The organism is Streptomyces sp. NPDC050738, assembly GCF_040654175.1.
GTDB lineage: Bacteria > Actinomycetota > Actinomycetes > Streptomycetales > Streptomycetaceae > Streptomyces.
In genome coordinates this window covers 75404-97812 of record NZ_JBFAHN010000007.1, presented here as the reverse complement: position 1 = coordinate 97812, position 22409 = coordinate 75404, and the positions used below count along the sequence as shown (strand labels likewise).

Below are 22409 nucleotides of genomic sequence, written 5' to 3'. Positions count from 1 at the left end.
TCACTTCTCGTTGTGGCCGGCAAGAGCGGCCCGCTGGGCGCGCACACTGGCGTCGGCGCTCACGGTCAGTTCGCTCACGCCGATGAGTTGGAGGACTTGGGTGGGCTGGCGGTGTGTGACCCGTACGGTGACCCGGTCGCCTCGTACGGTGGCCGATCCCTTATCCCTGGTGCCTGCCACGTACGTCATGGCGGCCTGCTCCGCCTTGCCTTGGAGGAGGCGGACGCGGTCGCTCTCCCGCAGCCGTCCCACGTCCAGTTGTTGAGCTCCGGTGCGGGCTGCTTCCTGGGCGACATCGAGTGCTCTCGCCTTGCTCGCCAGGGCGAGTCCGCCGTCCACGACGATGCCGGCCAGCAGCCACAGACCGGCCACGGCGATGACGACAAACGCGGTGACCTGCCCCCGGTCGTCCTCACCCGCCCGGCGCACACGGTTCACCAGGCGCCGTAGACCATTCATGGCGAGCTCCTATAGGTATCGACAGGTGAGTACGCCTCGGCCGACAAGGTCATCGTTCCGGGCAGACCCGTATGAGAGAGATCACCGAGGGAAGCCGTGCAGGTCACCGTCGCCTGGACCACCGAACCCGGGGCAGGATTCCCGGCTTTCACCGTGGCAGTCGTCCGCGTACAGGCCACGCCGGTGCCCTTCAGCGCCTGCGTGGCAGCCTGCTTCCCCTCGGCTTGTGCCGAGGGTTCGGTACGGGCGAGCGAGGCGGCTCGTGCGGCTTGGTGGGCGGCGTCGTTCACCATCATCTGTGCGTCGACCAGCCGCCCCAGCGCGACCACGACGAGGAGGATCAGCACGAGCAGTGGAGTGGCTACCACCAGCTCCAGCGTGGCCGAGCCTCTGTCCAGGTCATGGGCTGGGCGGGCGGTCATGGAGTGCCTTTCGGAGTCGTGACCCTCTCCACGGGCCCTGCCGCCTGTCCGGCAACCGCCAGCCGCAGCCCCGGCACCACGGCCATCGCCTCGCCGCGCACGCGGACGGTGACCGTGGTCGGGGTGCGTTGCACGCGCACGCTCGGTTCGGACAGGAGGCGGCGCCCCAGGGCGGCGATGGTCTGCTCGCCCTGCGCCTGGCCCATCGCCGCGCTGCCGCTCTGGGTTCGGGCGGTCGCCAGGGCGCGCGAGGCTGCGGCCTGGGCGATGTGCTGGGCGTGCCAGACGAGGGCGAACTGGACGATCAGGAGCAGCATCAGGAGCAGGACGGGGACGACCAGGGTGAGTTGTACGGTGGCCGATCCCCGGTCCTCGTCATCCTTGGCGGATGCGCTCTCGTCGGTGAGGTGGGGTTGCATGGGTGGTCAGCCGCCGAGGTCGATGCCGTTGGCCTTGGCCATGACCTTGGCGGCAATGATGCCGATGACGGTCAGCCCGAGAATGGCGAGCAAGGCGGTGATGATGACCGTCTCGGTGCTGTATCCCGCATCCCCGGTGGCACGGTTGCGTTCGCGCAGACGCGTCGCGCAGGTGCGTACCGCTGTGACGGCCCGGTCGAGACGTTGGTAGGACATGGCTGGCTCCAATGTGCTGTCGATAGAGCTCTGTTCACGCTTCGGTTGCCGCGAACGCGTGGGGCTTTCAAACGGCCTGAAGGACGTGGGAGAGGGCGGGGTACCCGAGGAAGATCAGGAATCCCGCGAAGAGCAGCACCACGGGCAGTGCCATCTGTTCGGTGGCTGACTGCGCCAGTCCGTCGGCTTCGGCGAGGCGTCGCCGTCGCATGGCGCGGGCTTTCGCCGCCAGCGAGGCCCGGACCTTGGCGCCTTCGGTACCCGCCAGGGTGAGGGTCGCGGCGAGTTCTGTGAGGTCGCTGACGTCGATTTTCTGTCCGAGATCGCGCAGGTGGGGCCACGGGCTGGTGCGGGTGACCTGGGCGACGTTGAGTGCGGATCGCAGTCGGGTGGCCGCCCACCCGCGGGGGCCCGAGGTGGCGTCGGTAAGTGCCTGGTTGATTCCCGCGCCGCCGGCCAGTGCGATCACGGTGAGGTCCAGGACGAGCGCGAGGGTGTGCCGCATTTCGTCACGCCGCGCGGCGGCCTTGGCCCGGACGGCGAAGTCCGGGACGAAGAACAGCAGCACGCCGACGACCACTCCTCCGGCAGCGGGCATCCACCAGCCGGTGGGCATATCGGCTCCGAACGTCAGCAGCGCGCTCATCAGCCAAGGGGCGAAGAGGCCGGCCATCGCGCAGGTCGCCTTGCCCGCCAGGTGCGCTTCCGCGTCGGTTTCGGTCGCCGCGAGGTCAGCCCGCAGAGCGGCAGTGGGGAATCCCAGGGACCGGACAAGCGGAACTGCCCGTCGCCCCAGCCGAGTTGCCCACTCATCGTCCGGACCGCCACGACCGGACCTGCTCTCCGGCCCGGCTGGCGCCTCCTTGTCCAGCGCGAGCATCTGGGCAAGTGCCGGCTGCCTTGGCCTGATTCCGCAGATCAGAAGGATGAGGCCGCAGCCAAGCAGTGCGCCGGAAAGGACCGGGAGAAGCATCATCATCGGGTACTCGCTTCCCGCTCCCGCGCCACTCCGTCAGCCGGGACTGGTGCCAGGAGCCGTACGGGCTCTTTGATCTTCGCGATGGCCTGGAGCCAGGTGAACGAGGCGGCGAACAGGACGCCCACCACTGCCAGCACGATCTGTCCGGTCGGTGAGTCGAAGGGGTCGAGGTAGGGGCGGTTGAGGACGACGAGTCCGAGCGCCATCCCGAGGGTGACCGTGACGGTGACCCGTACCCCGGTGCGGGTGCTGGCGCGTCCTGCGTCGATGCGCTGGCGCATCGCCACCTGTTCCCGTACGGCTTCGGCAAGTTCACCCAGGAGGGCGGCGAGTTGCTTGGCCTGGCGTTCAGCGGCCATGACGAGGGCGGCGACGACGGTGTCGGCGAGCGGGTCGTCGGCCTCGGCTGCGAAGGCGCGCAGCGCGGCGGGCAGTGGCTGCCCGGAGCGGATCGCGCTGGCCAGGTGGGCGGTTTCGCGGCTCAGCGCCGGTGGGGTGACGTCGGCGGTGGCCAGGATCGCCTGTTCGAGACCGGCTGCGGCGGACAGGGTGTCGCGCAGCAGTTCCGTCCACAGGGCGAGTGCTTCCATCCGCTCGGTGCGCCGGGCCGCGGACTTGTCCGGGCCGAGCAGTCCCGGCAGAGTAAGCAGGCCAAGGGTGGTCAGGACGGCGGCGACCGGCCAGCCGGTCAGGGCTCCGGCGGCCACGCCCAGCAGCGCGCATACGGACACCCGCCGCCGGTCCCAACTTGCGGGTACGCGCTCCAGGATGCGCCTGCGCCATTGCTCTTCGCTCGCTACTTCCTGCACGCGGCGCCGGGCTCCGGTGACGGCCAAGAGGAGTCCCGCCCCGCAGAACGCGCCCAGTACGGCTGCGGTCGACACCGTGCTCTGGCCGATCAACGGCAGATGAAAGCTCATGCTGTCCCCCACCATTGACTGCGTACGGCCTGGGGATCGAGGCCAGCCTCGATCAGCTTGTCCAGGGTCTCCGTGCGCAGCGGCGTCGCCGCCACGGCCTGCCCCGAGGGCCCGGGCCGGTAGATCTCGTTGGAGATCACCTGGGTGCCGTCCGCGTCCACGACCTCCCGAACGGAGGCGACCACCCGCTTGCCCTCACTGTCCTTGCCGAGGTGGATGACGAAATGCACCGCGCTGGCGACCATGAGGTTGGTGGCCTCCATCGACAGCCTCTCCGGCGACTGCGCGGAGTAGGAGGCCAGCTTGGTGAACACACCGCGCGATGACGAGCTGTGGATCGTGGAGAGCGAGCCATCGTTGCCCTGCGACATGGCATTGCACATCGGGACGACCTCGCTGCCGCGGATCTCACCGACGATGACCCGGTCCGGACTCATCCGCAGCGCCCAGCGCACCAACTCGGCTTGATCGATGGCTCCTTCGCCTTCGATATTCGGTTCGCGCGCTTGCATCGCCACCACGTCGGGGTGCGCGGTGCGGTTCTTGTGCAGGCCGAGTTCGAAGGTGTCCTCGATGGTGACCAGACGGTCCTCGGGCGGGATCGCGGCGCACAGGCCGCGGGTGAAGGTGGTCTTGCCGATCCCGGTGCCGCCGGAGGTGACGATGTTGAATCGGGCCCTGACCATGGCCTCGAACACCGCCGCCTGTTCCTTCGTACACACTCCGAGTCGTACGAGGTCGTCCAGGCTGATCTGCGGGAAGCGGTGCCTGCGGATCGAGACGGACACCCGGTGGGCCACTGACATGACCGCGAGCATCCGCGAGCCGTCGGGAAGTTCCAGGTTCAGGCGGGGCACGCCCCGGTCGAATCGCCGCTCCTCCTCCCCCGAGCGCGCGGCCAAAGTCCGGATCAGCTCGACGAGTTCGCTGTCCGAGGCCGCCACCGGTTCACCGCGCCGCTTCGTTCCGTCGGCGTCCTTGAGCCAGACGTTCTCGGCCCCGTTGATCGAGATGTTCTCGATCCGCTTGTCCGCCAGCAGCCGCTCCAGCCCTCCCGCGCCGAAGAGGGTGTCCATAACCTCCTGGGCCAGGTGCTGTTCGCTCGCCTCGTCGAGTCCCCGGCCGCCTGCCTGAAGCTGGGCACGGGTCTGGGTGGCAAGTTCCTCTTCGAGCAGCCGTCCCACCAACTTCCGGCGGCTTGCTTCGTCTTGTACGGGCAGCCCGGCCCGCTCGCGTTCATCGGTGTGCTCGGCCAGCCGTGCGGCGACCCGCTGCCGGACGAGGTCCACGGCACTCGCCACGGTTCCATTCGCTACCGCACTGCTCATCGCCCGTCGCCTCCTTCACCTTTTTCCAGCTCGCCCATCTCTCCGGAGCGGAGCGGTGGCAGGGAGCGCAGGCCGGCCTGGGTCAGGTGCTTGGACAGGCCCTCGCCCATCCAGGCGTCCTGCGCCGTGAGCCGGCCCGCGACCTTCCCCGCCGCCCGCAACAGCCGGTGCGACCGCAGGCCGTCACGGCGCAGCGGCCCGCGGGAGCGCCCCGCGAGGATCCGTGCGGCAGCCGCGTCCCAGGGCAGGAACATCACCCTGCCCACCCCGACAGCGCTGGCGATCTCCTCCGCCCGGTAGCCACACGGCCCGATCACCAGCAGCGTGATCAGCTGCGCCTTCGTCCCCTGCTCGTCGCAGTGCGCGAAGACGTGCGACAGGGAGTCCACGCCGCCGCGCGCGACCAGGACCATGCTGTCAGCGGCCTCCACCAGCCCCTCCGCGTGCGGCCCCAGACGCCCGACGTCGACGAAGACGGTGCCCTCCTCGCCCTCTCCCCCGGCCAGCGCCTCGGGGTGATCGCCAAGGATCCGTACGGCCTCACCGCACTGCCCCAGCCCGGACGGGGTGGCCACCACCCGCACCCCGAACGGCAGCTCCTGCGTCGCCCCCAGTAACGAGCCGGGCTGCGGCCGGCGCGCGGAGGCGGCGACGTCGAGGAGCCCCGGCGTATAAGCGAGGGCAAAGCGGGTGGCGATGTCGCCGCCGTACGCCTCCGCTTCCACCACGACCGGCCTCACTCCACCGTCGACGGCCACCGGCCAGACCGAGGCGAGAGCGAGCGCCGTCGTAGTGACTCCCGGTGTGCCCTTCGCCGAACCCAGCACAACAAGCCGCCTCACGGGGCCTCCCTCCCCTCCGACGGCAACACCACAACGCGCGGCTGCTGCATCTGCGTGGCCCGTCGGACCGTAGAGGTCTCCGCCAGCATCGTCAGCACCCGCGGACCACCCGTCGCCACCGGCTCCTTCACCCCTGCCACGGTCCCCACAACCACGGGCGCGCTCTTCTCGTCCGCCGCCTGACCACCCCCGGCGGCAGAGCCGTGTTCCGCTCCCTCCAGTACAGCGATTCGTTCCCCCGGCTCGAGCCGCGGCGGCGCACTCCCCGCTTCCACCGCGAACGACAGCACCGAAAACCCCTTGGGCGGGTACTCCTTCTGCGTCCCGAACTCCCCCGGCGCCAGCAGCGACCCCGCCACCAGCGGCCCCGTCGCCCGCTTCCCCAACACCTGCGCCTGCCGCCCGGCCGGCACCACTCCACGATCGGCCGCGACCTGCACAACCCGCAGGTCACCCACGCCCAACACACGCCCGGCGGGTACGTCCCTGGCCACCATCAGTACCGGTGTCCGATCACCCGCGTACGCCGTGATCCACGCGAAGCCCGCAGCGGGCAGCGCGACCAGCACCACCCCAGCCCAGATACGTCTCGGCCGCCGCTTCAATCCGCCCGTTGGCGTGATCGGACTGCCCTCCGGACCCGTACGACGGGCCCCCGGAATCCAGCCCTTCACCGATGGAGACAAGGATGTACCCACGTTTCACCCCGCTCAAAGAAATGAAAGATCCACTCCGCACACCGGCCCGCATCTCGCGGACCAGCTCCTGCTGCCGCCCCTACCGCATGACGATGGCCTGCACCTCATCAACGACCAACTGCTGCTCTGCCGTAACCACCTGCCCCGGAACTTGCCCGGCCTGCCCGCCGCCCTCCCACGTCACATCCCAGCTGACCGTGACCGAGACGGTGAACTTCCGCCCCTTCGCATCGAGCGACGCCATGGCATAGGTGTATCCACAGTCCGGAGAAGCCTGATCAGGCCGGTACTTCGACGAGTACGGTGTCCCCGCTCCCTCGCACACCACCCTCCCGCCCTCTCCCATCACCCACACGGCTCGACGCGGGCGGGCTGTCGCCGTCACCGACACGCCCGGTACCTTGGCCGTCTTCGAGACCGGATTCCAGGCCACCTGATCAACCCACATCCACGTCGGGACATGAACGACCTGAACGAAGTTCTCACTCGGACTGGTATGGATCACTGGTTTGGGCAACTCCAGCTGCTTGACGGCCTGTTCGGCGACAACCTCGACAGGTATCTGCTTCGCCTCGCCTTTGGGGCCTGGCTTGGCACCCTTGGGCGTAAAGTCGGGCAGAATCCCCATCCCGCCGCCTAGGTCGTACTCCCACCCCGTCGCTTCGATGACCGGAGGTCCCGAAGAACCGCCCCTTCCGCCCCCACCGCTCCCTGAACTCCCGGGTCGTCCAGCCCGACCGCCTGCCGCTGGAGACGGTGGTTCCTGATGCTTCTGCCGTCCCGCATGCACATCACACCTGCCACTAGCGCAGTCAGTCCCCGCAGTGGTGTCGAACTGGCCGTCCCCACCACCCTCCGGTCTCTGCTGCACACCCGTCAGGCATGCAATCACCATCAGAACGCCAACAGCCGCCCTACGCCCGCTCAGCATGTGCCCGATGCGTACGTGTAGAGCTTGGTCACCATCCACTTGCCGCCGCCGTAGGTCACCGTGGCTTCCGCCTTCCCATGTCCTCCGACCGCGTCAGCGTCTGGCCGACTTCCACGCTCGTGCCGAAGCCAGTCAGTACCGTCCACACAGTCCACGACCTCGACGGACGTAGGGGCGCCAGAGGGCGAAACTTTCGAGACCTGCGGATAGACCCGAGGCTCCCCAGAGGCGACCAGCCCCGCGCGGCGCGACTTGTCGAGCCCGTACTTCACCAGCGCAAGGGCGTCGCCTCGCGCGTGATCGGCGAGCTGCGGACTCCCGGAGTCAGCCGTATGCGAAGCGGCTGCGTAGTCTCCCCACATCGCCCGGTAGGCGGCGAGCGCCTCAGCTCGGGCTCCTCTCTCGACAGGCGTCGAGGATCTCGGAGTCACTGCCGTGGGCTGGCCAGGGTTGCCTTCCGCGTCCTGGCTGCCGCCACCCTCCGTACAACCGCTCACGCCCATCGCGATTGCCACCGCGAGAACGCCAATTACCCCATGCCCACGCGATACCCGGATCATCCACATCACCCACGCCCCCACCAGCCATGTATCACTCATGGCGACCAAACATCACGCTTCGTGGTGACTGTCCTGCCCTCGAATCCGGAGTGGACAAACACGATTCGAAAGAGGGTCTTCCTCTGCGCTCTCACGGTGCGCCCGTTTCCGTGCACGCCCGGCGGAGACCGCCTTCAAACCACCTGATCAGGTGATCGCCTGAAACCCGCGCCGCGTATCACCAACACACCCCCACGCGCGTCAGCGAGATGCCAGGTCACCTGACGGGTAGCGGCAACGCAAGCCAGGAGAATTTCGTGGCTGCCGATCGCCGGGTGAATCCCCATGCACCATGGGAGAGTTCGTGCACGATGTGGAATCCGCGCCCGCGCTCGGAGAGCAGGGCCACCAACGCGTCCAGACCACCACCACGGTCTTCCTCGACCGGCGTGAAGGGCGCGGCGGCTGGGAAGTCCGGCATCGTCGGGATGCGCGGGTCGTGATCCTCGATCTCGCAGATGACTGCGCCCGTTGTCCGGCGCACCCTCATCTCGTATGGCCCCACCGCGTGTTCGGTGGCGTTCGCAATCAATTCGGAGACTGCCAGGACCGCATCGCTCATCACCTCCCCGTCGTAGCCGAGCCGATCGAGAGCGCAACGCAACGCGGCACGGGCGCGCGCCGGCCCTTCGGGAGTACAACTCGTCCAGCGCCACACCACATGAGTTGCGTTCTCATCGGGGGTACTTCGACGGGCGCTCATCGCCGCCCTCCCCGTTCGGCGTTACGGCTGCGTGCGCCGCGACGGTGACGGCCGCGCCCTGGCCCGAAATAGACGCACACCCCAACCAAGGTGGGCTGAACGCCCCAGATGAGGAGTAGGGCAGAGAGGATCAAGACGAGCAGACCGGGCAGCATGGCAGCGACCTCCACGGTGATCGTGAACAGGGACGCGACCACGACACCGCAGAGCTCACGAAGAGCGGAACCCTACTCTCACCAGCTCTTTTGGACACTTTTCAGCGCATCGCTGTGGTCGGGTAACCGGATCACAGCTGCCCGCGAGGAGGTCCCAGCTCCTGACGGTGGCAAGCATGCGTTCACTCTGCCCGAACCGACTCTCGCTGCTTGGGGTGAACCAGCCGCTCCGAAGGTTCCACAAAACCCAACGGTGGGCATTGCCCCTGTGCCATCACGTCCCACTTGCACGGAGGTTCCTGTTGCCCACCATCCGGTCCGCAGCCGCCCTGGTCATCAGCACCGCCACCCTGCTCGGCGCCACAGCAACGGTTGCCGTCTCCACCGCCCACGCCACCGCCATCGGTCAGACCCTCCAGGTGGTGCCCGTATCGCCGTCCCCGAACGACGTGTGTGCGCTCGGCCGGATCTACGGCCACTGGCCCGCCCACAGCGACGCCGCCCGGATCTGTCACAGCACGTACGGCGGCTGAAGAACGGCCAACGCCTGACCGAAAGCCGTCAAACGACTCTCCGGTCTGGCTCCTTAGGACATGGACAAGGCCGCGCGCACCATGCGGTCGGTGGAAAAGGGAGCAGAGTTCCCCATCGCTCATCCCTGGTGCTGGCGCGCGTTCGGGCCGCACCCAGACGTATTAGCGACCGGACAGTGTGGGCCTGGCGGGCAGCCTTGTCGCAAGACAGGATCATCCGTATGCACATCCTCCTTCTTGGTGGTACCTGGTTCCTCGGCAGGGCAGTTACGGATACTGCCCGCGAACGGGGCTGGGAGGTGACCACGTTCAACCGAGGCCGCAGCGCACCTGATATGTCTGGAGTGCGACCGGTTCACGGCGACCGCACCCGAGTGAAGGACCTCAATCGGCTGGCCGATCACGGGCCATGGGACCTGGTTGTCGACACGTCAGCCTCGGAAATGTCACCCAGGCAGGTTCTCGACGGTGCGCGAGCACTGGAGCCCGTTGCCCAGAGGTATGTCTACGTCTCCACGGTCAACGCCTACGAGGGCTGGCCCAACGAGTCCCTGACTGAATCCTGCCCGATCTACCAAGCTCTGCCCGACGCGGACCGTGATTACGGGTCCGAGTACGGCACCACGATCCACTACGGCATGCAGAAGGCCGGATGTGAGAGTGCGGTGCGCAGCGTCTTCGGGGAGAACGCGACGCTTTTGCGACCCGGCGTGATCCTCGGCCCCGGTGAGTATGTGGGACGCCTGCCATGGTGGCTGCGCCGATCCGAACGTGGCGGACCGGTTCTGGCACCGGGCCGCGCCGGGCAAACGGTTCAGCCGGTCGACGTCCGTGACGTCGCGGCCTTTGCGCTGGGTGCTCCGTCAGGGGCGTTCAATGTGGCAGCACCGCGCGGCCGAGACACGATGGGCGGCCTTCTGGAAGCGTGCTTGGACGTCACCGGAAACCGCGGACACTTGGTGTGGGCGGATGACGATGTCCTGGCGCGCCACGGCGTACGCGAATGGACGGAGCTCCCGCTGTGGCGTACCGCGCGTGGCACGTGGGCCGTGGAATCCGTCCTCGCTCAGCGAGCGGGGCTCACGTGCCGGCCGCTGGTGGAAACGGTGAGAGATACGTGGGCCTGGCTGCAAGCGGGGAACGAGCCGGTGGCGCACCCCCGCTGGAGTGATCACGGCGTGGATCCGGTCAAGGAAGCGAAGATCCTTGCCGAGGTGTCCGGAGGCTAGCCCTCTATGGCCAGTCGGCTGCCGGGCAGCGGTCGGGCAGCGGCCCGCGCTACGAAGTCCTCGATCTGCTCCGCCAACGAACTGGCCATCGGCGCCGACACGAGCTCCGGGCGGGCGAGTTGGGCCCGTAGTCGGGCGATACGGTCGACGAGGCCGATGGTGCGCCACTCCACTGCGGTGGCGAAGACTGGCGCCAAGGCCTCTCCGGCGCCGTCGAGTTCACCGTGCATCAGGCGTGCGCGTGCCAGATCGACGGTCACCTGCATCTGTACTGGTCGGTCCGCCTGCGGGTCGCCGTCCAGCAGTTGCAGTGCGTGCTTGGCGGAGGATTCGGCTTGGCCTGCGTCGCCCAGGACCAGGTAGGTGGTGGCATGGCTCATCGCGGCGCGGGCCGGCGCGAACGCGAACTCACCGCCCACGTCGTCGTGCAGGTCGTCGCGCAGGTCCGTAGCCGGGGCGAGTGCGGCGCGGATGGCGTGTTCGGTGTCCTGAGGGCGTCCCAGGTGGGCGAGTGCACGGGCCTCGATTGCAGCGAGCCGCGCTTGCCCCACGGCCCCTACCCCTGAGAAACCCCTGGCGATGTTGATATTGCGCAGGGCAGCCGTTGGCCGGCTGCACCAGTACGCCAGGTACGCCAGCGCGCCGTGCGCATACGCCTGCAGCGGGCCGTGCTCGATGGTCTGCCCGTACATCGCGGACGTCCGCGCGAACTGGACGGCGGGACCCAGCATCGCCAGATCAAACGAGGCTACCGACAGCAGCCCGCTGGCCATCCCTGCTGACAGGTACAGGCGCTCCTGCTGGCGGGGACGCTGCGTACGCTCCAGTTTGTCCTGGACGTCGAGCAGCAGGTCCTCCGCCCTGCGGAACGCGGCTACCGGGTCGGTTGTTTCATAGGCCACTGCCAGGGCGCGTACGTCGTCCTCGACTTGGTCGAGAGTCATCTCCGGGAGGTGAGCAGAAGCGGCGTGCCCTGCGTGGGCAGCGGCGTCACGAGCAGTCATGGCAATGTCGCTTTCGTTGAGCGCGGGTTGCAAGTCGGCCGATGCCTGGCAGGCCGGTCTCAGCAGCTCCACCACTGGCCTGCCGAACATGCGCTCCAGAATGCGGGGCGCGGGCGGATTCGGCGGGCGCCGCTGCTGTCCGCTGGTCCACCGCCGCCACGTCGGCTCGGACACGTCTGCGGTGCGGTAGGAGTCGTCGCCCAGCTCATCGCCGAGTTGCCGGCCGTTGCGCCGGTACTCCCTCGCGCCTTCCGCGTACGTCAACGAGCGTGCCAGGACAAGCGCGTGCAGCACGTTGCGGGGCTCTTCCAGCTGCGCCATGTCGGCAGCCTCCTCAAGGGCGGAACGAACCGGGCTCAGGGCAGTCGGTCAGCTCCCTGACTATCTCCTCAACATCCTCCCTGGGAACAGCCGTTGAGAACGTGATACCCAGGCGATCGGTCGCCGATGATCGTGAGACCCAGCTGACACCCCCGGCGCATGGCGCGCTCCCTCGTCACTCGAAATGCTGGTGAACGAAAGGCCAGGTCGCTGACGAGGGGGACTCTTACCCGTGAACACGATCGACACCACGCCCGCTGTACCAGCGGCTGTGTCCTTGGAATGGTCGATGCGCTACACGATGACGCCCAAAGCGCTGGCCCTCATCCGCATTCAAGTACGGCAGAGACTGACCCTGTGGTCGTGGACGGCCGATGACGTGGAGAGCGCCGTGTTCATCGCGAACGAACTCGCGGGCAATGCCGTGCAGCACGCGGCGATGCCCGGTCATCAGGCGCTGATGCGCCTGGCGCTCCTCGAAGACGACAGTCTGCTAATCGATGTGTCCGATCCCGTCGCCGCGTTCCCGGACTTCGGGGCGAGCCGGGCTGTCGGTCCGGAAGCGGAAGAAGGGCGGGGGCTGTCGATGGTCCGGGTGCTCGGCGCGGATCTGTGGTGGTTTCTGCGCCCGAACGTCGGAAAGACCGTCCGAGCTCACCTGCGGGGTTGACCGGGGCGGGCTTGCGTCACCGGCTGCGGATCCACGGCTCCCCGTCTTGCGGCCCGCAGCCGGGCACGGAGGCCCGCCCCCGGACTCTCCGACCGCTCACCGAAAGGAACTCTCATGAAAACCCTTACCATCCCCCTCGCCGCCCGGGCCGCGGGGCCACCGTGCCGGGTCACCTCATCCGTCGTCGGCGTCCGCTTCGATGAGGAACGGCAGATCAACGTGGCTGCCGACGGCACCCCCTGGCACCCCTTGGCACACGCTGCCGCAGGCCGCCTCGACGACCGACACTAACCTCGACGGCCAGGGCGACGACGTCGACGACCCGTACTTCGCACCGGCGTCATGACCACTGCCGCCCGCCCTGTGCTCGTCGTCGCCGAGGAGCTCGATGCGGCAGCCGACATGGTGGTCGACCAGCTCAGCTTGCGCGACGTGCCCGTGATGCGGTTCGACATCGCGCAGTTCCCCACCCAGCTCACCGTTACCGCAACCCACCGGCCGCACCGCCCGGGCCGGGCGGGAATCATCGACGACGGGCGCCGGACGGCGCGCCTGGTCGTCGCGCTCAACGGCCCGGTGCGCGGGAACCTGGGGCGACCGGCCCAGCCGTTGCAGCAGATACGACACTCCGCGGAGGGTGTATTGGTAGCCGAACAATCGGTGGATCGGCTTCGCCACCCTCGCCAGCGTCCACCGCTGGTCCTCGCCCCAGCCATGTGCGGCCGGCCCCGCCTCCAGCTCGACCTGCAGGCGCTCCGTCTGAGCATCGCCGAGTCGACACGGCAAGCTACCCGCCCCATTGGACGCCAGGCCCTCTCGTCCACCCCTGTGCCAGGCAGAGCGCCACGCGGACGCCGTTTTCCGTGTCACCCGTAACCTGCGCGCCACCTCCGGCGGCTGCACCCCTCGCTCGAACATCTCCGCGGCCTCGAAACGCACGGCCTGGCGCCTCGCCCGTCCCGCTGCGGTCAAGCCACCACCATCCGCATATGACCGCGCTCGGGGAAGCGGCCAATGCCCTGACCCAGGACTCGGACGGCATCGAGTCGCCGTCGTACCTGTACTGGATGGACGCAGGGGAACACGTTCCCGAAGTCGCCGAACTGCTGGCATCCTGACCGCGCGGGGATCGGGTTCGGTCTGCTGCTTGTGGTGGGCTCGGTACTCGACGGGCTTGCGCACGGTCTGGTCACTCGGCACGGGAGCGGTCAGCGGTTCGGCGGAGGGCTTGCACTGCGGAGCGGGGGCGGTCTCGGACAGTGCCCTCGGCGGGCCCGGCGATGGAACCCGTAGAGTCGGCCCCCTGGCCGACCCTCTTGCCTGCGAGCCGGCCGTAGGAGGTCGTCGGCGACAACTTGCTCCGTCGGGAGCAAGGGAGTCCCTACCCCACAACTTGCTCCGGCCCCGGTCGGCGCAGGGGTAAGCACCGCTTACCGTACAACTTGCTCCCACCGGGAAGTCAGTCGAACCCCGTCCACGACCTGACGGACCGCTCGCTGCCGACACTCGCGAGGGCCTCGGGTGCTGCCACCGCCCTGGGGCGGTCGGCGACGTCGGGCCACCTCCAGCGGGCCGGGCCCGCCTTGATCTTGATCTTGTAAAGAAAGTTTGGACGCACGCCACCATGGGGGCGCTGTCCGATCTCGGGTCATGCTTACTTGACAGGTGGCTTCGGCCACGGGGCTACTCGGCCATGCTCCACATCGGGGTGGCCACGATCGTGTATCCACGTGGCTCCGTCTCCAGCGCCGGGCCATCAACCTTCTCAACCACGCCCTCAGCAACCTCGCCGAGCACGCCTCCGCGAGGAGCGAGGGCGACGACCCGCCGACTTGTGCAGCCCCGTCCGCTGATGTTGCCGTCAACCACTGCCGTCAAGGTGCTCCAGGGCAGCCGCCGGGATCGAACCCCGGCGACGATTCCAGCGCCGCAGGTCTCGGCCGATGCCTGTACCCGCACTGACGATGCTGCCGCGGATCGGGCTGGCGATGTGGTGTGCTGGCAGCTCATCACTCAAATCAAATCCAGCAAGACCACTGAGTCCACCTCACCGAAGCAGCGCCCCATGCAACCCAAGTCAATCCACATCATTGTCATATTCGCTATGAGGAAGAAGTCCATTCAAAAATGTCGCAAAGTCAGACGCAAGCAGCTTTGGCTCCCTGTCATCCTCGACATATACGACACTAGGCTCCCCGCTGGGGCCACACGTCGAATAATCAAGCATGACTGTATCCGGACCCGCGGCAGGGGTTATGCCGATCACAATGCCGATGTTCGGATAGCCCCACTCCTCAACAAGCTCCGCCGAGACTGCGTCGATTCCAAATTCCCCGCCAATCCCAAACAGGACATCAAGGGAAATATGATCGGGGGCCCAAGTTGTCGACACATTCGTCGGGAAGCACCCGAGCCTCAGGCATCCTCCGTTTTTCTCGCGCAGGACATTGAGATAGCTATCCGGGAACTTGACCCCAAGCACCTCCTCCGCCCTGGCAATCAAGGAATCGTCGAGCGATGGCCCACCATACCGATCTCCCGCGATTTCAAAGTACTGCATAGCATACTCCGATCAGCATATAGAAAATCCACCAGTATGACCCGTCCCCGCATGAACGGCCATATCGACCAATTCCATGAATCCACAGTCCTCGCTGTGATTCCAGGTCCACTTGCTGCGCCTGTAGGCTGCATTAATACCTGCAGCCTTGTCCGCCAAGGCGAAATCCTTGGGCCTATTCCCCGTCAATGCTATGTAGACGTCGGGCGTATTTGGGTCCCTCCAATTAGAAAAGTCGGGATATCCATTGGACTTGAACGGGACTCCAGTCTTCGGATGGACTCCGCCAGCGAGGCGAGCGTTTACCGGACCTACCGGCGTTCCTCCACTGGCACACGTGCAGGATGGATCGTGGCCCCCCATCGAACCGCCACAGTTGTGAACAAGTACGGAGGCCCCAGCTGCCAGCACATAGTACGTGTGGAGTTGGTCGACGGTGAGGTTGTGCATGTCGGCTGCGCCGGGCGCGATGCGGACGGTGGCGACGGAGACGTGGTCGTCGGTAGCGGTGTTGAGCGCGTGCCCCGGGGGGAGTTTGGCTGCGGGTACCCAGGTGTGGGTGGTGTCGTCCCAGAAGGGGTGCTTGGAGGTGGTGTGAAGGGTGGAGGTGTGGCCGTTCTTGTCCCGGATCGTCAGGTCGATGAGGTCGTTGTCGTGGTTGATCCAGGTAGCCGTGACGGTGCGCGGGCCCTTGTGACGGCCCGTCTCGGGGTCCGCCGCCTCGACCTTGTCCCCGGGTCTGATTTTGGCGATGGCCTTCGTGGCGCCGCCGGCCATGAGAACCGGTGTGGTGGGGCTGAAGCTCAGCTTGCCGCATCCAAGGAGCGCACCGAGTTCACCGGCCTGTGCGCCGAGCACGCCGCTTGCTGCGCCGTTGATGGCACCGGCGGTCATGTCTTTCAGGGCACCTGTGGTGCTGTGGTCGGCGTCCGGGGTGAGGGCGTTGGAGACGGCTGAGCCTGCCGCGCCTGCGATCGCTCCACATCCTGCGGCCAGCGCCAGGCTGGCGCCTCCGGTCTCTACTGCGCCGGCGCCCGCTGCCCCGTAGCAGGCGGCACCGACCGCGACTTCGGTGACGGTTTGGGCGATGGCAGCCCTGTTCTCCGAGACCCAGTCGGTGGTGCTTCCCCAAGCCTTGCCCAGACCGCATCGGGAATGCCAGCTGCAGCTCTTGCCGCCACTGTTGTGGGTACCGCTCTTACCAGAGCTGCCCGTTGACGCACTGCCGACACTTCCGCGCAGGCAGTCGGGATCGTGGTGGCATTCGCTGGAACCAGTGGTGGATCGATCGCTGTCGCGGTTGTGGGATCCGTCGTTGTTCCAGTCGTCGGCGTAGCAGGCGCCGCCACCCTCGCCGCACATCTGTGCAAGGCCTGTGGGGTCGGAGGTCGATGTGGGATTGGCCCCTGAGTAGCTGTAGCCGTTGAGTTCTTGCAGGCTGCCTTGTTCGAAAACGGGGTCGAGGCTGATGAAGACGCCCTGGGTGGGGTCGTATTGGCGGGCGCCGAGAAGGGTCAGGCCGCTATTGGTATTGGTGGGCGCGTTCAGGAAGCCACGATTGTCGAGCCACGAGACTTCCGCGCCGCGGGCGCCGCCGTAAGGAGTGAACTGCCGCCAGGTCGGGGTCTGGCAGGTGTTGTCCAGGAACAGGGAGCTGGTGCCGTGCGGGTCGGCGATCTCGAACTTGTAGTTGGTGCCCGTTCCGGTGCGCACCGCGGTGCCGCCGCCCGGCAGGGGAAGGTAGCGGACCCCGGTGGTGGCAGTGCCGGTCAGGGTGAGTTGCTCACCAGGCAAGTACAGGGTGGTGGAGGCGGGGTCGATTTGTGCAAGGACGCTGCCGTCCGCGTTGTAGACGTAGCTCGTGGTGCCCGTTTTGCCGCCGCTGATCTGGGTCAGGTGTCCCGCGTCGTCCCAGATCAGGCTCTGGTTACCGGAGGCGACCGTGTTGCGGGTGAGCGTGTTGCCGCTGGCGTCGTACGTCGCGGACGTCTTGCCGGTGCTGGCGCCGGAGTCCTGGGTACTGGTGAGGGTGTGCGGCTGGTTCTTGCCGTTGCCGTCGTAGGCGTAGTTGGTGGTGGTGTCGGTACCGCCGGTGGTGGAGTGGTCGGTCTGGGTCTTGCGCTGGCCCAGGGTGTTGAGGTCCCAGCTGGTCCAGTACGCGGTGCCTCCGGCGAGGGGGTCGCCGACCGTTGCGTGGCTGGCGGCGGTGGGGGTGGCGGCGCAGGCGTCGGTGGCGGTCCAGGCTTGGGTGAGGCGGTCGAGGCCGTCGTACTGGTAGCACTGCGTCTCGGTGGCGGTGGTGGCGTCGAGTCGGGTGCTGACCTGCCGGGTGACGTTGCCGGCCTTGTCGTAGTCGTAGGCCTGCTCGTCGACCTTGGCCGGGGTGGTCGTGCGGGTGACCAACTGGTCCTTGAGCGACCCGGTATGCGGGTCGTAGGTGTTGGTCAGATAGGCCAGGTTGGTACCCATGCCCAGGGTTTCCTGCCCGACCTGGCCGTAGGCGGTGTAGGTCGTGTTCTGGGCGTAGCCGTAGCTGGTGGAGCCGAGCCCGTTGGCGAGGTCGAGGGCGGTGGAGTAGGTGTGGGTGATGATCTCGTTGGGCAGCCCGCCGCCGAGCGGGTAGTTGTCGGTGTACAGCAGACCGGTGTCGGCGCTGTAGTTGTGCTTGAAGGTGTAGCTCTTTCCGCCGAGGGCACCGAGCGCGGCGGGGACGGTGACGGTCTGGCCCGTGGATTCACCGAAGGCGTTGAAGTTCAGTTGCTGGGTGGTGTACGCATTGCCGCCCTGGTAGGAGGTGACGGTGGTGGTCTGCCCGATCGCGTGCGTCACCCCCGATACGGCGTTGTCGTTGTCGAAGACCCATGCCGCCAGCTGGTTTCCGGATGCCCCCGGCACCTGTGCAGCCAGCGTGGAGGCGTACTTGGCGGACTGACGGTTCAGCGCGTCGTAGGTATAGGAGAGGTACTTGTCCCGGGCGTCCTTGGTCTGGGTGAGGTTGCCGTTGGCGTCGTACAGCATCTCGCTGGTGGAGCCGCCGTCCGGGTCGGTCTTGAAGACGACGTGGCCCAGCAGATCGAACGTGGTGGTCCAGGTACTGCCGCCCGCGGTGGTGGTGTTCTGCTGGCCGCGGCTGTCGAAGCCATAGGTGATCGGGGTGCTGGTGCCCCCGGTGACCGAGAAGGTCCCGGTGAAGGTGTTGGCCGGCTTGGTGACGCTGGGGCGGGTGCTGTAGGAGTCGAGTTCTGTGGTGCGGCCGATCGCATCGGTGCGGGTGGTTTTCACCGTCCCGCCGTCCGGCGGGATCACCGTGGTGGAGTCCCCGTTGTAGACGGTGGTCGTCTCCTCCTTGAGTTCCGAGTACTGGAAGGAGTCGACGATCACCGCCCGGCCCAGGCCGTCGAAGGTGTCGACCTCTTGGTTTGGGATCTTCGAGTCTTGGTTGGGGTCTTTCGGGTCCTGCCCGGTAACCAGCGTCAGGGTCGGATTGGCATTGGGGTCCCAGTAGGCGTTGTTCTTCTTGCGGACCCAGCCGTGCGAGTCGTAGAACGACTCAGTGATCATCCGCCCGCCCTGTGGGGTGGGCGCCTGGGTCTGGCGGGCGCGACCCAGCGAGTCGACGATGGTGAAGGACGTCACGTAGCCCAGCGAGTCGTTGAGCTTCTGCGTCGTGGTGCCCGACGAGCCGGTCTTGGACACCGTGTAGGTGTACTTGGCATCGGCCGGTGCGGTGGTGGCCCGGCTGTGTTGCCATACGTCCGTGGTGCGGCCCAGTGCGTCGTAGTGGACGGTGCTCGCGACCGAGTTGGCGTCGGTCGCGGTCAAGGCCAGTCCGCGGGCCGGGGCCAGGGTGGTGCTGTTCGCCTGCTTCTTGGCGTTGGTGACCGTGACGCCGGTCGTGAGTCCGACCGTGTCCAGGGTGTAGTCGGTGGTGGTCTTGTTGTTGTTGGCGTCGAAGGTAGCGGTGATGCGCCCGTAGTCGTCGTACGTGGAGCGGTTCTGGGTCTGCCAAGTGAACGCACCGCCGCTGTATCCGGTGGCCTTGCGGACCATGGTGACCAAGTTGTCACCCGGTGCGGCCGCCTGCGGGAACGTGGTGCTGAAGGTCTCGTCGTCGTAGAAACTCTCCGTGGCCGAGACCACCTGAGCGGGGCGGCTCACGCTGCTCGGTGCGCCCAGGGTGTTGAGGGTCTTGGGGGTGCTGGCGGGAGTGTTCTGGGTGAATCCGGAGCAGGCGACGGCGTCCGACTCTTGCAGGTCGACCAGGCCGACCAGATTCAGACTCGTATTGGGCTTGGCGTAGCTCGTGGTGGTGCACCGGTCCGCGGTGGGGTCGGCGGGGACGGTGTGGGCGTAGACGGCGGTGGGCAGGCCGAAGGTGGCCGAGGTGGGGGTGGCGTCGTAGGTGGTGTCGGTCTCGGTGTTGCGCCAGGTGGTGGCCGGACCGCTGGTGACGGCCTGGCGCTCGAAGGTCTCGGCCGTGGCGGTGGAGTGGGCTGTCAGGGCGGGCAGACCGGTACGGGTGCGGGTCGCGGTCGCCGCGGAGATCCAGTAGGAGGTGATGGTGGAGTGATCGACGGGCCCACCGGCCCCCTTGTATGTGGTGGATTCCAGGGTTCGGCCGGTGAGTTGGTCGCTGTCGGTGTGGGTGGCGCCCTGCGAGTCGGTGAGCGCGACGCTGCGGGTGGTGCTGGACGTCAGATAGTCGCCGTCCATGCCCCGGTAGTAGGCGGAGGTGGCGGAGGTTTTCGGATCATTTGCGCCGTCGCCAGTTTGGGTGGTCACGCTGGCGTAGCCGCGGAACTGGCCCCAGGTGCGGTACTTGGCCTTGACCAGCTCGTTGTCGTCGTGGTGCCAGGCCGCGCCGCCGTTGTAGGTGTAGTCGGTCTCCTTGGCGACCGCCCCTCCGGTGGGGTCCTGTTCCAGGACCTGGGTGACCGCGTACTTCTCGAACCAGTCCGTGATCGGTGCGGCGTAGTCCTTGGGGGTCCAGGAGACCGGGTAGCAGGACTTGGTGTTGGTCTTCGGATCCGCCGAGGCCACGTAGGTGGTCGTGCAGGCCGACGGGAGGCTGTAGGTGACGGAGGTCAGCCCGCCGGTCTCGCTGGTGATGGAGGAGATCCGGTTGCGGTACAGGCCCGGGAAGGAGCTGGTGTCGACCCGGTTGGGCAGACTGATCGCGGTGAACGTCACCTCCGGCAAAGACAGGGCCGTGGAGCCACCGGCGGTGGTGTCGTCGCCTTCGTGGGTGATGCCCGCCAGCCACAGTGCGGGCGCGGTGCCGTCCCCGGTCGGCGGCTCGCTCTGGCGCAGCGTGTAGGTGTCCACCGCCTGGTACTTGCTCGCCGATACGCTCCACTGCTGGGCCGTGATCGATTTGAGGCGGAGCGTGGAGTAGAACGACGGCGCGTGGACCGTGCATGTTGTACCGGAGGCACAGTTGAGGTCGTACGGCACGTCCGGGTACTGGCTGGCCGCATTGGTCGACGACAGAGCGTCGCACGTGGCCAGGGTGCAGCGGGGGGCTGTGGTGAACAGGACCTGGTCCGGCACCGTGCCGAAGGCGCCGCCGTCGCGGAAGCCGTAGTCAATCCGCTTCAGATGCGAGTCGCGGACGTAGGAGACGTTGTGCGCTCCGTTGTCCTCGCCGTAGTAGTTGGTGTCCTGGCCGTAGTAGTACGCCATCGCGTTCTTGTGGACGTCCACCACGTAGTCCAGGTGCCACCGGTAGGCCATGGTGCACACCGAGGAGGTGAAACCCGCTGCGTCGTAGCACGGGTCCCCGGAGTGCGCCGAGTACACCGGTTCGCTGTCGACCGAGTTCGTGGTCGCCTTGCCCGCAGACCAGCCGGGCAACTGGTTGCGACCGAACATGTACTGTGTACCGTCGCGCTCGGTGACGATCCAGTAGTCCGCGTTGTAGGTGCCCGAGCCGTTACCGGTGGCGGTTTTGTGCGTGACGATCTCCCCGTTGTCCGCCTGCGGCGTCCAGTCCCCTGCCGCGTTCTTGATCAGGGAACTCGAGGAGCCGTTGAGCGACAGGGTCAGGATCGGCCCGGCATAGCACGAGTCGGCGCTGGAGACGGGGGATGCGGCGCCCTCGGGGCTGTCGGAGCAGGAGGTGAACGTCTGCTCGATGTAGGAGTCGGGAGTGCCCCATCCGTCGCCAGCCCAGGATGCCTGCGCCTGAGTGGCGGAGGTCGCTCCGTCTACGGATCCCGAGTCGTACGACAGGCCCACAGTCGGCTGGAGTTTGCCAGAGGATGCCGCCCCGGAGACGGTGTAGTTGTAGGTGAACGAGCCGTTTGACCCGCCACCCGACCACGAACCCGACGGGGCCAGGGAGGTGGCACCATAATTCCCTGCCGCGCCACCCTCGGTGTCCGCACCCGCGGTGACCGCCAGGACCGTCGTCGCGTCGGCTGCCGTGGAAGCGGACGGCGAGGTGAGACTCGCGGTCCGTGCGTCGGATTTCGTGAACGCCGGCGTGGAAGCCGGTGTGCCGTCCAGCGTCAGCGTGGTCGCGACTTTCTGGGCTGCGGCATCACGAGTGGTGGTCACAGGGGTCTGAGTGCGGCACGCGGTGCGCTGGGGAGTGGTGAGCGCGCAGGCCGGCAGTTTCACCAGGTGCAGACGTGCCGCGTAATTGCCGCCGTACGCATGCGCGAAGGTGCCGTAGTCAAGGCCTACTTGGACCTGACCGCGCCCGTCGGTTCTGGCTCCGGCGCCGACGGTGAACACCACGCCGGACACGCCCAGCTTCGCAGCGTCCTTCCGCGGCAGGACATGCGCGGACACGCTGCGCGGCCCTTGGTAGCTGCCGCTCTTGGGGCTCACCGCACGAACCCATACGGGGGTGCCCGACACCGCGGCGGCGACCCCCTTGCTGGCGCCCCGCGCCGGAGCAGCCACGATGGCGGAGCCCGTCGCGGCCTTGGGCCAACTACTGGCTGGAGCACGGTAGTTGCCCTTGGCCTGATCGCGAACCTTAATCTTCCGCGGGGAGAGGGGTTTCACCCCCGCAACCGACTTGGCCTGCGGCACGGACGGGGCACCTGCCGACTTGGCCGCGGCGGCAGCAGGGCTGGAGGTTCCCAACAGCGCAGCCAGGAGCGTGGAGACGATCAGGCAGGTGACATACCGCCAGGACAGTGCCGTCCGACGCATGCCCCGTCCGAACCGCGCTGCACGAACCGTGATCATGACCGCCCCACCCCAACAATCCACGAAAAGAACGCGGGCACAGCCCACGGCGCAGAGTGATCAACTCATCTACGTGGTGCGGACTATGGCAGGCAAAGACGGGGGGACGGATCCCACCAAGCCGGAAATCTGCCAACAAGATCTTTCCATGGCTTAGCAAAATCTTCACACCATGATTCCGGCAAAGTCACTATTCAAGGGGCAATTGCCCTCAGCGCGGC

The 22409-nt window shown here is 67.3% G+C and carries 19 protein-coding genes and 1 pseudogene; 4 read left to right on the top strand and 16 right to left on the bottom strand.

All coding sequences use genetic code 11. The annotated features are described in order from the left end of the window. The 11 genes from AB0H78_RS19615 to AB0H78_RS19565 all read right to left on the bottom strand — a co-directional run bounded on the left by AB0H78_RS19615 (position 1) and on the right by AB0H78_RS19565 (position 8516). Positions 1–459 carry a pilus assembly protein TadG-related protein gene (locus tag AB0H78_RS19615; RefSeq protein ID WP_363235732.1) on the bottom strand — a complete coding sequence of 153 codons (459 nt, stop codon included), beginning with the start codon at positions 457–459 and terminating at the stop codon, positions 1–3. Beyond that, positions 456–881 carry a TadE/TadG family type IV pilus assembly protein gene (locus AB0H78_RS19610; protein ID WP_363235731.1) on the bottom strand — a complete coding sequence of 142 codons (426 nt, stop codon included), beginning with the start codon at positions 879–881 and terminating at the stop codon, positions 456–458. Before AB0H78_RS19610 ends, AB0H78_RS19615 begins: the two co-directional genes overlap by 4 nt. Continuing rightward, positions 878–1300 (bottom strand): TadE/TadG family type IV pilus assembly protein, encoded by a 423-nt coding sequence (locus AB0H78_RS19605; RefSeq protein ID WP_363235730.1) that lies wholly within the window; start codon positions 1298–1300, stop codon positions 878–880. The genes AB0H78_RS19610 and AB0H78_RS19605 overlap by 4 nt, the downstream gene beginning before the upstream one ends. Before the next feature lie 6 nt (positions 1301–1306). Beyond that, complete coding sequence (locus tag AB0H78_RS19600) at positions 1307–1516, bottom strand: hypothetical protein (RefSeq protein ID WP_363235729.1); 210 nt, start codon at positions 1514–1516, stop codon at positions 1307–1309. Between the two features lie 67 nt (positions 1517–1583). Continuing rightward, positions 1584–2189 (bottom strand): type II secretion system F family protein, encoded by a 606-nt coding sequence (locus AB0H78_RS19595; protein WP_363235728.1) that lies wholly within the window; start codon positions 2187–2189, stop codon positions 1584–1586. A 302-nt stretch (positions 2190–2491) separates the two neighbouring features. Then, complete coding sequence (locus AB0H78_RS19590) at positions 2492–3415, bottom strand: type II secretion system F family protein (RefSeq protein WP_363235727.1); 924 nt, start codon at positions 3413–3415, stop codon at positions 2492–2494. Next, on the bottom strand, positions 3412–4743 hold the full coding sequence (locus AB0H78_RS19585; RefSeq protein ID WP_363235726.1) for an ATPase, T2SS/T4P/T4SS family: 1332 nt from the start codon (positions 4741–4743) through the stop codon (positions 3412–3414). Before AB0H78_RS19585 ends, AB0H78_RS19590 begins: the two co-directional genes overlap by 4 nt. Next, the gene (locus AB0H78_RS19580; RefSeq protein WP_363235725.1) at positions 4740–5585 is read right to left on the bottom strand and encodes a hypothetical protein; all 846 of its coding nucleotides are present in this window, start codon (positions 5583–5585) and stop codon (positions 4740–4742) included. The genes AB0H78_RS19585 and AB0H78_RS19580 overlap by 4 nt, the downstream gene beginning before the upstream one ends. Continuing rightward, entirely contained in the window at positions 5582–6157 is a 576-nt protein-coding gene (locus AB0H78_RS19575) for an SAF domain-containing protein (RefSeq protein WP_363235724.1), read from the bottom strand. Before AB0H78_RS19575 ends, AB0H78_RS19580 begins: the two co-directional genes overlap by 4 nt. A 205-nt stretch (positions 6158–6362) precedes the next feature. Next, a complete protein-coding gene (locus AB0H78_RS19570) occupies positions 6363–6911 on the bottom strand; it encodes a hypothetical protein (RefSeq protein ID WP_363235723.1) in 549 nt (182 codons plus the stop codon). 1119 nt (positions 6912–8030) lie between these two features. Further along, a complete protein-coding gene (locus AB0H78_RS19565) occupies positions 8031–8516 on the bottom strand; it encodes an ATP-binding protein (RefSeq protein WP_363235722.1) in 486 nt (161 codons plus the stop codon). Positions 8517–8973: 457 nt separating this feature from the next. Between AB0H78_RS19565 and AB0H78_RS19560 the strand changes: the two genes are divergently transcribed. Continuing rightward, positions 8974–9204, top strand: a complete 231-nt coding sequence (locus tag AB0H78_RS19560; protein ID WP_363235721.1) for a hypothetical protein — start codon at positions 8974–8976, stop codon at positions 9202–9204. Between the two features lie 221 nt (positions 9205–9425). Further along, positions 9426–10433 carry an NAD-dependent epimerase/dehydratase family protein gene (locus AB0H78_RS19555; RefSeq protein ID WP_363235720.1) on the top strand — a complete coding sequence of 336 codons (1008 nt, stop codon included), beginning with the start codon at positions 9426–9428 and terminating at the stop codon, positions 10431–10433. Here the strand turns inward: AB0H78_RS19555 and AB0H78_RS19550 are convergent. Further along, entirely contained in the window at positions 10430–11758 is a 1329-nt protein-coding gene (locus tag AB0H78_RS19550) for a hypothetical protein (protein ID WP_363235719.1), read from the bottom strand. The two genes, AB0H78_RS19555 and AB0H78_RS19550, sit on opposite strands and share 4 nt — an antisense overlap. Positions 11759–11990: 232 nt before the next feature. On the opposite strand from AB0H78_RS19550, the gene AB0H78_RS19545 reads away from it, so the two are divergent. After that, positions 11991–12428: an ATP-binding protein gene (locus AB0H78_RS19545; protein WP_363235718.1), complete on the top strand. Its 438-nt coding sequence runs from the start codon at positions 11991–11993 to the stop codon at positions 12426–12428. A 174-nt stretch (positions 12429–12602) separates the two neighbouring features. Here AB0H78_RS19545 and AB0H78_RS19540 read toward each other — a convergent pair whose 3' ends face one another. Next, positions 12603–13106 carry a winged helix-turn-helix domain-containing protein gene (locus tag AB0H78_RS19540; RefSeq protein ID WP_363236056.1) on the bottom strand — a complete coding sequence of 168 codons (504 nt, stop codon included), beginning with the start codon at positions 13104–13106 and terminating at the stop codon, positions 12603–12605. A 189-nt stretch (positions 13107–13295) separates the two neighbouring features. After that, positions 13296–13346 (bottom strand): annotated as a pseudogene (locus AB0H78_RS19535) (hypothetical protein); the annotation flags it as partial. A 71-nt stretch (positions 13347–13417) separates the two neighbouring features. Here AB0H78_RS19535 and AB0H78_RS19530 point away from each other — a divergent pair. After that, complete coding sequence (locus AB0H78_RS19530; protein ID WP_363235717.1) at positions 13418–13546, top strand: hypothetical protein; 129 nt, start codon at positions 13418–13420, stop codon at positions 13544–13546. Between the two features lie 959 nt (positions 13547–14505). Here AB0H78_RS19530 and AB0H78_RS19525 read toward each other — a convergent pair. Continuing rightward, positions 14506–14988 carry an SMI1/KNR4 family protein gene (locus AB0H78_RS19525; protein WP_363235716.1) on the bottom strand — a complete coding sequence of 161 codons (483 nt, stop codon included), beginning with the start codon at positions 14986–14988 and terminating at the stop codon, positions 14506–14508. A 12-nt stretch (positions 14989–15000) separates the two neighbouring features. After that, entirely contained in the window at positions 15001–22152 is a 7152-nt protein-coding gene (locus AB0H78_RS19520) for a polymorphic toxin-type HINT domain-containing protein (protein WP_363235715.1), read from the bottom strand. Positions 22153–22409: the final 257 nt, after the last annotated feature.